At 66.3% G+C, this 13,392-nt stretch carries 10 protein-coding genes; 1 reads left to right on the plus strand and 9 read right to left on the minus strand.

Going from position 1 to position 13,392, the window contains the following annotated elements; genetic code table 11:
• Positions 1–2: 2 nt before the first annotated feature.
• The 9 genes from VNN77_14115 to VNN77_14155 form a co-directional block, all read right to left on the minus strand.
• Complete coding sequence (locus VNN77_14115) at positions 3–1,118, minus strand: hypothetical protein (GenBank protein ID HXG52528.1); 1,116 nt, start codon at positions 1,116–1,118, stop codon at positions 3–5.
• A complete protein-coding gene (locus VNN77_14120) occupies positions 1,115–2,794 on the minus strand; it encodes a GH3 auxin-responsive promoter family protein (GenBank protein HXG52529.1) in 1,680 nt (559 codons plus the stop codon). Before VNN77_14120 ends, VNN77_14115 begins: the two co-directional genes overlap by 4 nt.
• Positions 2,791–3,552, minus strand: coding sequence for a hypothetical protein (locus VNN77_14125; protein ID HXG52530.1), 762 nt, complete (start codon positions 3,550–3,552; stop codon positions 2,791–2,793). The genes VNN77_14120 and VNN77_14125 overlap by 4 nt, the downstream gene beginning before the upstream one ends.
• Positions 3,549–4,238 carry a hypothetical protein gene (locus VNN77_14130; GenBank protein ID HXG52531.1) on the minus strand — a complete coding sequence of 230 codons (690 nt, stop codon included), beginning with the start codon at positions 4,236–4,238 and terminating at the stop codon, positions 3,549–3,551. Before VNN77_14130 ends, VNN77_14125 begins: the two co-directional genes overlap by 4 nt.
• Positions 4,219–5,268, minus strand: a complete 1,050-nt coding sequence (locus VNN77_14135; protein HXG52532.1) for an aromatic ring-hydroxylating dioxygenase subunit alpha — start codon at positions 5,266–5,268, stop codon at positions 4,219–4,221. The genes VNN77_14130 and VNN77_14135 overlap by 20 nt, the downstream gene beginning before the upstream one ends.
• Positions 5,269–5,286: 18 nt before the next feature.
• Complete coding sequence (locus VNN77_14140) at positions 5,287–8,712, minus strand: acyl-[ACP]--phospholipid O-acyltransferase (GenBank protein ID HXG52533.1); 3,426 nt, start codon at positions 8,710–8,712, stop codon at positions 5,287–5,289.
• Between the two features lie 122 nt (positions 8,713–8,834).
• Positions 8,835–8,999, minus strand: coding sequence for a hypothetical protein (locus VNN77_14145; protein HXG52534.1), 165 nt, complete (start codon positions 8,997–8,999; stop codon positions 8,835–8,837).
• Between the two features lie 62 nt (positions 9,000–9,061).
• The gene (locus tag VNN77_14150; GenBank protein HXG52535.1) at positions 9,062–9,760 is read right to left on the minus strand and encodes a hypothetical protein; all 699 of its coding nucleotides are present in this window, start codon (positions 9,758–9,760) and stop codon (positions 9,062–9,064) included.
• A gap of 264 nt (positions 9,761–10,024) precedes the next feature.
• Complete coding sequence (locus tag VNN77_14155) at positions 10,025–12,166, minus strand: sigma-54 dependent transcriptional regulator (GenBank protein ID HXG52536.1); 2,142 nt, start codon at positions 12,164–12,166, stop codon at positions 10,025–10,027.
• A 57-nt stretch (positions 12,167–12,223) separates the two neighbouring features.
• Here VNN77_14155 and pgeF point away from each other — a divergent pair, with 57 nt between their 5' ends.
• The gene (gene pgeF / locus VNN77_14160; GenBank protein HXG52537.1) at positions 12,224–13,021 is read left to right on the plus strand and encodes a peptidoglycan editing factor PgeF; all 798 of its coding nucleotides are present in this window, start codon (positions 12,224–12,226) and stop codon (positions 13,019–13,021) included.
• Positions 13,022–13,392 lie beyond the last annotated feature (371 nt).

The following is a 13,392-nucleotide window of genomic DNA, read 5'->3' on the forward strand; positions in this document are numbered from 1 at the left end:
CTCTAAAAGGCGGCCGCCTCGACGTAGGGAACCCTGCGGTCCAGCGCCCGCACAGCGCGTTGGTCGAAACAGACGACGAAAAGACGCGCCGCAAAAGGCGTCGAGCAGTAATCCCGGAGGGCGGCCGTCAGCGGGTCGCGTTCGTGCAGCCCGAGGACGAAATAATCGTATCCGGCGCCGACATGATCGTTGTACAACCGCCTGAGCAGCGCGGCAAAGACCACGAGATCGTCGTCGTCGACCGCGATGAAGCTGGCGTGAAAGAAACGCAGCTCTGTTCCCGGGGGCGGATAGACCGGCCCGCCCGTCAATCGGGCGGCAAAGTTCAGGGCCGGCCTAAGCGCGAGGAGCCTTTTGGCGTACCCTGTCACGACCGCTTGCTTGAAAGAGGACTGGTCCCATTTCCCGAGGACGCCGCGGATCTTTCCGCCCCGCAACGCCACATAGAAGTCCTCGACGCGAAATCCTCTCGTCGCCGGCGCTTCGTCAGCGTCCGCCGAGCGAAAATCGGCGACCGCGTAGCACGGAGCGAACTGCCTGCGCCGGTGATTTCGATTGATACAGTCCACGATTTCCGGAAGAAGATCCACAGTGCCGCGCCGGATCTCGACGCCGGCCGGGCCGGCCGGCTTGCGGCGCCGCAGGTTGACGGCGGGCGACAGCACGCGTCCGAAGTCCCGGTAGGGCGGTATCCCCGCCCGCCCGGCGGCGAGCGTTTGCAGCGCGTGCCGGTTGCCTTCCGCGATCACCGTGAAGTAGATCTCGGTCCGGCCGTCTCGATCGAGCTCGTTCAGGTGACGGTAGGCTCTGGCGACCAGCGGGCCGCCCCTGTACGGCGGCGCCAGACGGAGATCCGCCAAGTAACCGACGGGTGCAACCGCGCCGTTCAGGAACCCGGGGCGGACCGCCCGAGTGCCGACGCCGACCACTTCGCTCGTCAGCGTGTCGCGCGCCGCGACGACTTGATAGAAGGGTCCCTGGACGCGTGATGCGTGGAAGTAGCTCGGCTCGCGGCGAAACGAGATCTTGATTTCCCCGTCCATCTCCGTTTCCGCGAACAACCGCCTCAGGGAAAGGTCGTGCTCTGCTCCGGCGAGCTCGAACGCGAAGCGGCTCATGGATTTTCCCCCGCGACGACGTCCGCGCCGGCCGGCCGGAACCATTGCCGCCAGCCCGTCGCGCAGTGCAGCGCGGTCGGCTTGACATCGCCGGCGCGCTGGCCGAGCGTCAGGCAGCGCTCCAGGTAGATGCGCGCGGCCCCGCCGCTCACGAGCACGGCCCGTGCCGGGGCGAGCTGTCCCAGCTCCCGGCAGTAACGGTAATGCGGCGAGTCCTTGAGCCTCGCTTCGAGGCGGGCGCCGAGCGACTCGATCGGAGGGTCGGAGAACCCGGGCGCTTCGACGAAAAGGACGTAGCCGGGCGGCCGGCCCCATTCAGGCGCCATCATGGCGAACGACGGCCGCAGGCCGACCTGCTCGAACAGCTCGCGGAGGATTTTCCGGACGTAGGCCTCGTGGAGCTTTTCGCCGCAAAGGTCCGAGACCAGATCTTCCTTGCCGATGAATTCGACGAGAGGCGTCTCGAGGATGCGGCCGACCACCTGCACCCGGTCGCCGAGCCGGTAGCGGTACAGCCCTCCCCCGGTGGTCAGCACGACGGAGTACGTCTTGCCCGGCGTCAGCTTGTGGGCCAGCAAAGGGGTCGCTCCGGGCCGGTCGCCGTCGATGAATTCGAGAAAATGGGAGGTGAGGGCGGGCGCCGCTCCGGCATGCCCCGTCAACGGGATCGAAACCACTCCCTCGGTGGCGATCAGGCCCTTGGGCTGAATCACGGCGTGCGGAAAAAACTCCCGCATCTCCGGCACGAACAGCTTCGCGCCGGCGCTGGTCCAGCAACTGACCACGGCAAGCCCGGGCCAGACGAGAGAAGGAACCAGACGGGCGGGCTGTTCGAAGGCTCGCTCGAGCTCCGCGGCCCGTTCGGGGTTGGCCCGGAGCCTGCGGCAGAGCGTTTCTCGAAGCGGATCGGGAAGCGGAACGGGAGGAGTGAGCTGGCCCCGCCTCACATCCTCGATCAGCCGTTCCGCGTGCTCGAGAAGATAACGGATCAGCAAGGTGAGAAAGCTCGGGTTCCAGACGGACACGAAAGCGAGCCGCTTTTCCTCGAGCAGGAACCGCAACGTGACGTAGCGGCTGCTCGAAAGGTCCGGGATCGCCGGGAGCTCGGGAGGAGCCGCCAGAATCCGCCGCAGCAGCCAGCGGTCCCGACCGCCGAAGTACTCGGTTTCGTCGTCGAAGCCGACCGGCAAGCCGCCGGGCGTGACTTCGCGCTCCCGCGCGGCGGGGCTCACGGACCAGTAGGCTTTCCCGATCATCATCGCCGGATGATGGCTGTAGAGATCGATCATCCAGGCCGCCACCGCCCGCCGGAACTGACGCTTGAGAGCCGCGGTGTACGGGATATATTTCGCCGCGGCCGACGAACCGGTCGTCTTCTCGAAAGCGACGACCGGCGCGCTGGTGAGAACGCCGCTCCGGCCCTTTTTGACCGCGTCGATGTCTTCCTCGAGATCGCCGTACGAAACGATGGGAACCGCGGTCTGATAGTCGCGGACGGAACGGATGCGGGAAAAGCCGTGCCGCTTCCCGTACTCGCAGTCCTGGTTGGCGCGCAGGATGGACAGCAAGAGGTCTTCTTGCGCCCGAAGCGGCGTTTGCAAGGCGCGCCGCAGCCCGCGGGCCGCCGCAACCCCCGAGCAAAGCCACAGCGAGTTCGCCAGCAGAAGCGGGATCATCTCTGTTCCCCCTCGGCCGCGGCGGACGCGGCGCGCGCCAGAGCCGCCTCCACGTCGCGCCGGGCGATGGAGCGCATGTTGGCCGGGGAAATCTCGGCAACGCAGACGAGCTCGCTTCCCTCCCGGTAACGCGGGTTGCGGCGCACGAAAAACTGGACATGAGGGTTCGCCAGGTGCCGCGGGGTCGCATCGAGCGCCTGCTTGACTCGGTCGTGGTCGCCGCGGTGCTCGACGAGCCCGGTCGCGGCGTTGAACTCCCGAGGATACCGCGTCGTTCCCAAGACGTGGATCAGGCGGCGCGCGAACGCCGGCGTCGGGCGATCGTACCGGGGATAAAAGGTGCGGAAAAAACAGGGAAGGTAAAGGTAGGTGCGATAGCCTTTGGAGGTCAGGAACCAGTAGAGCGGCAGGTCCGCCCTGCGCGCCTTGATTTCGCCGGCCAGGCGGCACCAGGAGCGCACCAGCTCTTGAGTGCCCCAGTAGCGCGGATCGATCACGGTGTCGCCCGAAAACAATGCGCGGACGGGCGTCCCGTCCACCTCGACATCGATGATCGTCTGCGTCGAGAAGCCGACCACGGCGAGCGACGCCGGATCCCGCAGCAAGATCACCCAGTGCTTCTCCTTCAGATCGGCCTCGAAGCGCGCGGGGTCCGAGCCGTCGTAACACCGTTCGTAGATCCGGTAAAGCGCCGCGACGTCGCCCGCGCACAGCGAGCTCACGGCCGCGGTTTCCGACGAAAGTCTCCTGGAGCTCATGGGGCCCGGTCCCGGCGAAGAGGAAAGAGAGCGTCCCGGCATCTCCAGAACGTGCGCAGCAGATCGGGAACCAAAAACGTGACCGCCGCCCAGGTGAGCGCATTGATGGTCGAAAAGACCGGGTCCGTGCTCGCGAAATAAATGCCGATTTTTCCTCCCGTGGCCCGGTAAAAGAGCCATGCGAAAAGCATCTCGCAGAACAGCCCGACTCGGAGCGAGGTCAGGAACCGGAAGGCCGCCGCGTCGACCGCGCCCCGGAGGCTTGCCGGGTCGTTCCGCGTTCGGCGGGCCAGGAGCGTAACGAGGACGACGTGCGCGAGGTCGTGAGCGATGCCGTAGGGCGGGATCCACGACACGACGACGTAGAGCATCCACAGCTCGGCCAGACCGCGAGCGGCGAAGCTTGCGAGATGCACGCCATAGACCCGCCGCAGCGCGGGCGATACCCGGGGCGAGAGCACGAGCAGCAGCGGAAGCACGAACCACGCGAGGACAGCATAGTCCAGCCAGAGGAGCTTGGCGACGGACATTTTCCCGCCGATCTGGCCCGCATAGTTCTGCCGATAGTAGAACAGCAACGATCCGGCGAGAAGCGCGGCGATCGGGACGAGCCCCGTGAGCTTGCGGCGCCGCGCCCAGGCCCGCGGCCTCCCCGCGGGCGACGAGTCAGAAACGGAGGACAACATCGCGGGTTTCGAGCGGCGCGCCGTGTTTCCCGGCGTCCGTGCCGGATTCCACAGCGCTTTGCCACAGGCGCACGATCTCCGGGCCGAACACGTCAGCGGAAGTCGAGACCAGCGGCCCGTCTCCGAAATGGCGGACTTGCTCGCCTTGTAGCCGCAGGATTTCCACGTCCTGGCGGATAATGATGCGTGAAAGAGGCTCGAAAAGCAGCCGCACGAGAGGTCCGACGGCGCCGAAGCGGAAAGCGATCAGAGTGTAGACCTCGGTTTCGTCGGGCGACACCGGAGTACACTGGGACGTGATGATGAAGCGCCGCCTCGGCCCGAAGGAATATTCCACGCGGCTGGTGGCCGGCATCAGGAAGCAATCGGTGTGGCCCATCTCTGCGCGTCGCGGAAACAACAGCCGGGAAACGGCGCTCCGGGGATCGCGCTCGCCGAAAAAGCGCACCAGAACCCTGTCGGAGTACCGCTCCACCCGGGCTCTGGCGGGTCGGGGTCGAGAGTTCCGAAACCACCCACGATGTACATAAACCGTGTGCGGGCAGTCAAGAAAATTTTCCAGACAGGCCAACACTCCCGCCTGAAAACGGGTTTTCATCCTGAAAGTGGTCCAGCCGGGCTCGCCCGCGCCGTCCAGGTGCGGAGGAGAGCTGCTCGGCGGACAATTCCCCATGTAGACCCAGATATAGCCGTCGCGCTCGGCGCAGGGAAAGGCCCGGACGCTCGCGCGGGGCGGCGGCGCGCCGTCGGCAAGGGCCGGAACCTCCAGGCAGCGGCCATCGCCGTCGTACCGCCAGCCATGATACGGACATTCGAGCCCGTCGCGCCGGACTCTCCCGCGCGACAGCGCCATGCCCCGGTGAGCACACCGATCGAGCAGCGCTCTCGGCGAACCGTCGCCGGCGCGGAAGAACACGAGCCGCTCGCCCATGATCGTGGCGGCGAGGGGACGCGACTCGAGCTCCCGGGATTCGGCGCCGATGTACCAGAACGCCTTCAAGCGGGAGATGAGCGAACCGGATCCGTTCATCGGGCCGCGTCGCGTTCCTCAGCCGGCGCCGCGCGTCCCGGCGGTCTCTTGCGCCATGGCTTGAACCCGCTTGAGGTCCACCTTGCCCGAACTCAGGACCGGAATCGACTCGACCCGGTAGAGGTGGTCGCGCCTGGGGATCCACAGCTTGGGCAGGCTGGAGCGGTTGAGCTTCTCCCACAGGTCGTCTTCGCTGATCCCGTGGGTATAGAAGGCGACGAGCCTTTCTCCTCTGTGCTCGTCCGCGACCGAGGTCACGACGCAGGCCGCGCTCCCGAGGATCGCGTTGATCGCCTCCTCGATCTTCACATGCGGAACCATCTCGCCGCCGATCTTGCTGAAGCGGGACACGCGGTCCGTGATGCGGATGAACCCGTCATGGTCGATCGACGCGATGTCCCCGGTGACGTACCAGCCGTCGCGCAGCGCCTGCGCCGTGAGCTCCGGTTGTCCGAGGTAACCGAGCATGCGGCTGGCGCCCTTGACCAGCAGCAGCCCCTCCGAGCCGGGCGGCAGGCTCTCGCCGGTGTCGGGGCTGACCACCTTGACCGCCACTCCCGGAATCGGCTGGCCGACCGTGCCGGGCTTGTGGGAGATCTGCCGCTGGCCCGCGTGAACCACGTCCGGCATGTTGACGGCGACCACCGGAGCCAGCTCGGTGCAGCCGTAGCCTTCCAGCAGGTCGATCCGGAACTTGTCCTTGAAGCCGCGGGCGATGTGCTCCCGCAGCTTCTCGGCGCCGGCGATCGCGTAGCGCAGGCTCGCGAACTCCTCGGGGCTGCAACGGCGGATGTAGCTCGCGTAGAAGGTCGGCGTGCTGATGAAGAGCGTCGCCTTGTACTTTTGAATCGTCTCGCCGATCGTCTTCGCGTCGGTCGGGTTGGGATGATAAACCGCGCCGAATCCCGCCAGCAGAGGGAGCCAGAGCGTCCCGGTGAAGCCGAACGAATGAAACAGGGGAAGCACCCCCATGATCCGATCGGTCGAATTGAAGGGAATCACCTGGCAAATGCCCTCGATGTTCGAAACGATGTTGTGGTGCGACAGCATGACGCCTTTGGGAGTCCCGGTGCTGCCGCTCGAGAAGATCACGGTGGCGAGGTCGCCGGGCCGGTGGCGGGCGGCGTAGCGTCGGGCGCGCCAGGCGGCGGGAACCAGCAAAGCGTCCAGGAAGGCGGCGGCCCGGGAGGCGGGCCCGAAGGTTCTTCGGATCTCCTCGACGAAGACCATGCCGGGCATCTCCTCGAGCCGGGCCCGGGAGAGGAACGCGCGCGAGGTGACGATCGTGGCGATGTTGCATTGCGCGATCGCCGATGCGAGCGCCTCTCGCCCGGCGGTGAAGTTCAGGTTCACGGGAATCTTGCCGGCGAGGTGCGCCGCGATGTTCGTCAGGGCGCCGGCCACGGAAGCCGGGAGCAGGATTCCGATCATCGGCTCGGCGGCGCGGTGCCGGCGCAGCCAGCGGGCTAGGAGCAGGCTTGCCACCAGCGTCCTGCCGTAGCTCAACCGCACGCCGGTCGTATCGGCCATGCAGAAGGAAAACCAGCGCCGTTTCGCGGTACGGACGAAGCGCGCGTGCAGGAGGTCGTGCGGGCGGCGGCGGTGGTGGACCGCTTCGCTCTCGAGCTCCATCACCGCCTGGCGCACTTCCGGCGCGGTCGCGGTCGCGGGAAGCGGCTTCCCGAAGGAAACCGTGACGTCGTAGGGGATCTTTCCCGGCCACTTCCAGAAGAACCGGCCGTCCTTGAAGCTGAAGATGCTCCCCCAGAGCCGATCCAGGTGAACCGGGATGATGGGGACGGAGGTCCCCTCGACGATCTTCTCGAAGCCCCGTTTGAACGGCAGCAGCCGCCCGGTGCGGCTGATCGCTCCTTCGGCGAAAATGCAGACCACCCGGCCCGCCAGGAGCTCGTTGCGCGCGCGCTCGATCGACTCGACGATGTCGCGCCGCCGCTCGGCCGAAACCCGGATCGCCTTCATCAGGCGGAAGAACCACTGGAGCCAGCGGATATCGTAGTACTCGCGGTGCAGCATGAAACGGACGAAGCGCGGAATGCAGGCGCCGATCACCAGCGCGTCGACGAACGAGACGTGGTTGGAGACCAGCAGGGCGGGGCCGTGGGTCGGAACATTGCGGCGACCGACGATGCGGATGCGGTAAAGGGTGTGCGTGAGGAGCCAGAGAACGAAGCGCACCGCGAAATCGGGCAGGACGTAGAGCGCGTAGCCGGTGGCCGCGAACGTGAGCGCCCCGGTGATGAGGATGACGCGATCCGATCCGAGGCTCAGCCTGTCGCTCAGGAGCCAGAGACAACCGGCGGCGGCCAGGACCCCCAGAGTGTTCAGGAAGTTGTTGGTGGCGATGAGCTGACCTTTTTCCACCTTGCCGCTGCGTTGCTGGAGGAGGGCGTTCAGAGGCACGATGAAAAGACCCGCGGAAAAGCCCATCGCGACCAGGAGAGCGCCGGCGGCGCCGAAGCGTGGCGGAGCGAGGAACAGCAGCATCGGGAAAAGCCCCATCAGCACCGAGCCGAGAGGCACCAGTCCGAGCTCGATCCGGCCTCCCGAAAGCCGGCCGGCCGCGAGGCTGCCGGCGCCGATGCCCACGGCGAGAAACGTCCCGAGAAGCCCGATCCGCGATTCGTCGAGCGCGAGGACCTCCTTCCCGAACAGGAGGATGTCCATCTGCACCAGCGCGCCGAGAAACCAGAAATACGAGATGCCGACAACGGCCAGCCAGAGCGCCTTGTCGCCGTAGAGGCGGCGGATTCCGTCGACGATTTCCGTCCAGGGAAAGACCCGAAAGCTCTTGCTCGATCCGGAAGCGGGCACCCGAGTGATGCCGAAGCTCGTTGCGGTGCCGGCGACCGCGATCAGCACCGGGAGGGCGCCGATGGCTCCGAGACGGTCCTGCCAGTTGCCGTAAATGAGGCCGCCCAGGGAGGTGCCGAGGATGATCGCGAGGAAAGTGCTCATCTCCAGCAATCCGTTGCCGCGCGAGAGGTCTTCCTCGGGAAGCATCTCGGGCAGGATCCCGTACTTGGCCGGGCTGAAGAAAGTCGAGTGCAGCCCCATCAGGAAAACCACGGCCAGCAGCCACTCCACGTGCTCGGCGAGGAACGCGAGCAGGCCCAGACCCATGATGGCGATCTCGAAAAACTTGACGACGATCAGGACCCGGCGCTTGCTGTAGCGATCGGCGAGCTGACCCGCATAGCCGGAAAAGAGCGCGAAAGGAAGAATGAAAAGGAAACCGATCATCGAGATGTAGAGGCCGCGCGTTCCCGGCGAAGGCGTCATGTTGAGGGCGGCCAGGGAGACCACCATCTTGAAAAGATTGTCGTTGAAGGCGCCGAGAAATTGCGTCCAGAAAAAGCAGAGGAACCCCCGGTCCCTCAAGATGTCGATGTATCGGCGCTCCGCCATGGCTGCTTGCGGCTCCATCGTTACCCATTTTCCGGCGAAAAAGAAAGACGATTCAAGGGTTGTCGTCGAGGTTTCCCGGCGAAACAGGGAACCCGATCCGACGGAGGCGAAGGTTGCGAGGCGCACCGGCGGCGGCTCTATCACCGCAGATCGAGCGACGGGAGGGCGATCGAGATCCGGCGGGGCTCGTCATCGAAGTCTTCGGCCGAGTCGGTCTCGAAACCTGTCTCCACGACCAGGTGCTGCAGGGTCGCGACGTTGCGCGGGACGCTGTCGTCGAGACCGCGCGGTCTCGCGCCGGCCATACGCAGGGGGCGCTCGAGGGGGGTCGAAAAGTGAAGCCTTCGTTCCCTTCGTGGGGTCGGTCTCATGGAACGCCCCCCGGCCGGTCGGAAAGCGGCGGGAGCGCGAGCTGGTAAGCCAGCAGCCTCTCCTCGCCGTTTTCCGCCGGCTCCTCCTCCAGCACGATTTCCGCGCGGAGATCCGCGATCGGGCCTGTAGCGCGCGGCAGGGAAAAGTAGGCGAAACCCAGGACGGTTTCGTCCGGCTTCACGAGCGTGTCCTGGAGCTCCAGGCTTTCGAAGTGGTGCTCGATTTTCCTGTTGACCGCCTGCGTCTGGCTGGCGGTCGCTGCGAGGCTGGCGACCCCCCAGTAGATGGCCAGCGGGCCGAGTGCGGCGGTGTTCACCAGCGAGTTCCACACCGCATCGCGCGCCGCGCCCTGAGCCGCCGCGAGGCGGCCTTCGAGGGGAAGCAATGGCTCGTCCCCCCGGTAAACCGCAACGCGGTCGCGTCGCAGCCTGTAGGATCGCAACCCGTGGTTCTCGACGCGGACGAGAAGCGGCAGAACGCCAGCCGCGCCGACTTCGGCGTCGAACGCGCGTCGGGACTTTCCCGGCGTGAAAAATTCCTCCAGAGACACCTCGACGCCGCCCTGCACCTGCCTCACCGTCGGAAGCCGGCCCTTGAGCGACTCCAGCGACTGAAGGCGGGGCTCGAAGGTGGCGGCGCATGACGTCAGCGCCAGCGCCCCGACCACGCAGACAACAGGCATGGACACACGCATAGACCCTCCCGAGGCGTAAGCCCGATCGATAACCGCCGCCGGGCGACCGAGGGTCGGCCTCGGCGGCGCCTGTTCGATCCGGTGGCAACCCCCGTGCCAGGCCGGTACGTTTGCCCCCTCCGGGGCAAGCACCTCTGAAACCAGCGGAATCGAGGCGAGGGCGGAAGCGGCGGCGGAGCGCTGTAAAGAGCGCTCGGCACCCGGCCACGGCGGGTGGCAAACAAGCTGGGCACCGCGCCGCGCGACCAGTCGAGCGCAAGGCTTTCAGGCTTTGGGCTGCCGGAGTCCGTAGAGCTTCATTTTGTTTTGCAGCGTGGCGCGGCTCACCCCGAGGAGCTTTGCGGCCTGCGTGACGTTACCCTCTGTGCGGCGAAGGGCTTCCTCGATCGCCCGTCTTTCCACCATTTCCCTGGACTCCCGGGAAATTCCCTTCAGCAGCGCGGATGCGGGGGCGGTGCCGATGTCACCCCCGCGGATCTCGCTCGGGATGTCCGAGACGTCGAGGATGTCGGTTTTGCAGGAGACGATCATGCGCAGGACGGTGTTCTCGAGCTCCCGGACGTTGCCCGGCCAGTCGTAAGACATCAGCAAGGCCATCGCCGCGGCGGTTACGTCGCTGATCGATTTCCGCGTCGGCTCTCTGGCTTTGGCGATAAAGTGGGAGACGAGCAGGGGAATGTCGTCGAGCCGCTCGCGCAACGGCGGAACCGAGAGCGGAAAGACGTTGAGACGGTAGTAGAGATCCTGGCGAAAGGCCCCCTTCTCCACGAGCGCCGGGAGATTCTGATTGGTCGCGGCGATCACCCGGACATCGACCTTGAGGGTCTCGCTTCCCCCGACGCGCTGGAACTCGCCGTCCTGGAGCACGCGGAGGAGCTTCACCTGCGTGCTCGGGGGAATCTCGCCGATCTCGTCGAGAAACAGAGTGCCGCCGTCGGCCGCTTCGAAGATGCCTTTCCTCTGGCCCACCGCGCCGGTGAAGGCGCCGCGCTCGTGACCGAAAAGCTCGCTTTCCAGGAGCGTTTGCGACAGCGCTCCGCAGTTGACCGCGACGAACGGCTTCTGCCGGCGCGCGCCGTTGTAGTGAATGGCGCGGGCGATCAGCTCCTTTCCGGTTCCCGTCTCGCCCTGGATGAGGACGGTCACGTCCGTTTCCGCCACCGAACGGATCTGCCCGAAAAGCTCCTGCATCCGCTTGCTCTGCGCGATCAGTCCGGCGAAGCTGTACTCCTGCTGTACCTCGCGCCTGAGCCGGATGTTCTCGAGGGCGAGCTGCCTCCGCTCCATGCTCATCCGGATCATCCGGGTGTGCGCCTGCTTGGTCTGGCGCAGCTGCTCGAAAAGGAGCTTGGAGACGTCGCGCCGCAGCCGGTCGATGGAAACTTCCTGCCGCCCGGTCTGCCGTTCTTTGACGGTGATTCGAAAGCGGCAATACGGCGCGCCGTAAATCCGGCCGGCCTCGAAGGCGTAAGTGAGCGGGCCGTCGGCGAGGATGCCGGGAGTAACGATCCGATAGGCGAGGCGAGCGGCCGGCGAGTCGGGCCCGGGCGGCGAGGGGGATTCGGGAGTCAGGACCTCGATCCGTCCGTTACGCGGCGGCACGACGGCGGTCTCCGGCGGAAGCTCCAGGAAGTCCCGGGGCGGCTCCACGATTTCCGTTGCGAGGCGGACGCGCCGGGCTTCGATCACCGGGCGGTCGGAGCCGCGCCGATGAACGGCGATGAGGTCGTCCCGGCGGGTCATCGCGAACTCCGGGAACTCGCTCACGATCCTTTCGATGCTGAGCTGCGAGATCTCTTCCGCGCACTCGATCTCCTCGATGAAAGGGTAGACGCGCGGAAAACCCTCGCAAAAGCCCCTGAGCAGGTTGATCGAGCCGATCGCCGGCTCGGCGCCGCGGTCGAATTCGGCCAGCATGTAGAGTCCGCCGTCCGGCCCCGGCTTCTCGAAGCCCTGGAGCCTGAGGTAGCTCGTTTGCGACGCCCCCCAGGTGTTGACGAAAAGCAGCGCCGAGCGCACGTCGGCGAGAACCTGCACGATGATCTCGAAGAGCGACGGGAGGGTCTTTCGCCCCGGCGTAAAGTAGGCTTTCGCGGCGTGATAGGTGATGTCCTTCTTCCCCGAGATCCGCTCGCACTGGGCTTCCAGCTCCCGAAGCACCGAAAGCGGGATCCAGTTCCTCACGTCGGCGAGAAATCCCTTCGGGTCGGCCGGGGTCTCGATGCCCTCGACGTCGCGGAACAGCGCGCCGTAGTCGATCTTTTCCTCGCAGCCGAGCGACTCGCGCATGTAGCTCAGCAGCATGTCGGTGACGTAGCAGGTGATCCAGGGCTGATCCTGCATGGCGGATTGCGAGACCGGGCGGATTTGGGCCCGATTGTCGTCGAACCTTCTCCGAATTGTCAAGCCGTCGCCTGACCGGGCCGGATTGCGACCGGCGGCGCAAGCGACCATAATGTCGACATGGAGACCGAGCGTAACGACGGCGCACAGATCAACTGTCTGAAGGTTCCTTCCTGGAGCGGGTATCCGGGACTGATCCACGGCTTTTTCGGCCGCCGCGGGGGGCGAAGCCGCGGCCCGTTCGCGGGCCTGAACGTCTCGATGCGCGTGGGGGACGACCCGGCCGTCGTCACGGACAATTTCTGCGACATGAAGCGCAGCGCGGGCATTCACTCGGGGCGCGTGATCGTGATGCGGCAGGTCCACGGGGACGGAATCGTCGAGGTGCGGGACGCGTCCCTGAAGGAAGCCGGAGAGGCGGACGGTATGATCAGCGCGCTCCCGAACGTCTATCTCGGGGTCCTGACCGCCGATTGTGTGCCGATCCTGCTGCTTGCGCCGCGCGAGCGGGTGGTCGCCGCGGTGCATGCGGGATGGCGCGGAACGCTGGCCGGGATCGCGGCGAAAGCCGTTGAGCGCCTCGAGCAACGCTTCGGCGTGAGCCCCCGCGCGGTCGAGGCAGCCTTGGGCCCCTCGATCGGCGCGTGCTGCTACGAGGTCAAGGAAGACGTCTCACGGCCTCTCGCCGAACGCTGGGGCGGCGTCGCGGAGCGCTCGACGCGGGTCGCCGAGGGGCGCATATTCGTCGACCTGCGCCGCATCAACCGGGGGATCCTCGAGCAATGCGGCGTGCCCCCGCAGCGCGTTCATGAAATCGGCCCGTGCACGAGCTGCGCCGCACAGGATTTCTTTTCCTTCCGGCGCGAGCGCAGAGAAACCGGTCGCCAGATCAGCTTGATCGGCTTTCAGGCTGACTGATCTCCGCGTGCGCTCCGCGGAAAAGCCGCTTCGGCGGTTTTTTTCATTGACAGCTCCGGACCGCTTCCGTAGACTACCGCGTTAGCAGGGAAAGGAGGTGGTCCAGACATGATTGATCAATGTTCTGACTGCGAGGTGGCTGAGACTTAGGCTCTGGGTTGGATCTTTGACGGGGATTCGGGCCCGGGGCCTGGAAGTCCCCCTCAGTCCACCGGGAGGTCCGCTCCCGCGACTGCTTCAGCGGCCGGCGGGAGCGGACCTTTTTTTTATCCGGGCGAGCGCGGCTGCCGCGGCCCTGCGGGCGGCGGGGGCGTCGCCCCGCGCCGCCCGCTCCAGGGCGGAGACGGCCTCGGCGGACGGCGCGTCGAAGC

The sequence above is a fragment of the Candidatus Zixiibacteriota bacterium genome, from assembly GCA_035574315.1.
GTDB lineage: Bacteria > Desulfobacterota > Binatia > UBA9968 > UBA9968 > DATLYW01.

Bases quoted from the DNA above. Each gene is read 5' to 3' on its own strand.
- VNN77_14115 (HXG52528.1), bottom strand. From the start codon at position 1,118: ATGAGCCGCTTCGCGTTCGAGCTCGCCGGAGCAGAGCACGACCTTTCC.
- VNN77_14120 (HXG52529.1), bottom strand. From the start codon at position 2,794: ATGATCCCGCTTCTGCTGGCGAACTCGCTGTGGCTTTGCTCGGGGGTT.
- VNN77_14125 (HXG52530.1), bottom strand. From the start codon at position 3,552: ATGAGCTCCAGGAGACTTTCGTCGGAAACCGCGGCCGTGAGCTCGCTG.
- VNN77_14130 (HXG52531.1), bottom strand. From the start codon at position 4,238: ATGTTGTCCTCCGTTTCTGACTCGTCGCCCGCGGGGAGGCCGCGGGCC.
- VNN77_14135 (HXG52532.1), bottom strand. From the start codon at position 5,268: ATGAACGGATCCGGTTCGCTCATCTCCCGCTTGAAGGCGTTCTGGTAC.
- VNN77_14140 (HXG52533.1), bottom strand. From the start codon at position 8,712: ATGGAGCCGCAAGCAGCCATGGCGGAGCGCCGATACATCGACATCTTG.
- VNN77_14145 (HXG52534.1), bottom strand. From the start codon at position 8,999: ATGGCCGGCGCGAGACCGCGCGGTCTCGACGACAGCGTCCCGCGCAAC.
- VNN77_14150 (HXG52535.1), bottom strand. From the start codon at position 9,760: ATGCGTGTGTCCATGCCTGTTGTCTGCGTGGTCGGGGCGCTGGCGCTG.
- pgeF (HXG52537.1), top strand. From the start codon at position 12,224: ATGGAGACCGAGCGTAACGACGGCGCACAGATCAACTGTCTGAAGGTT.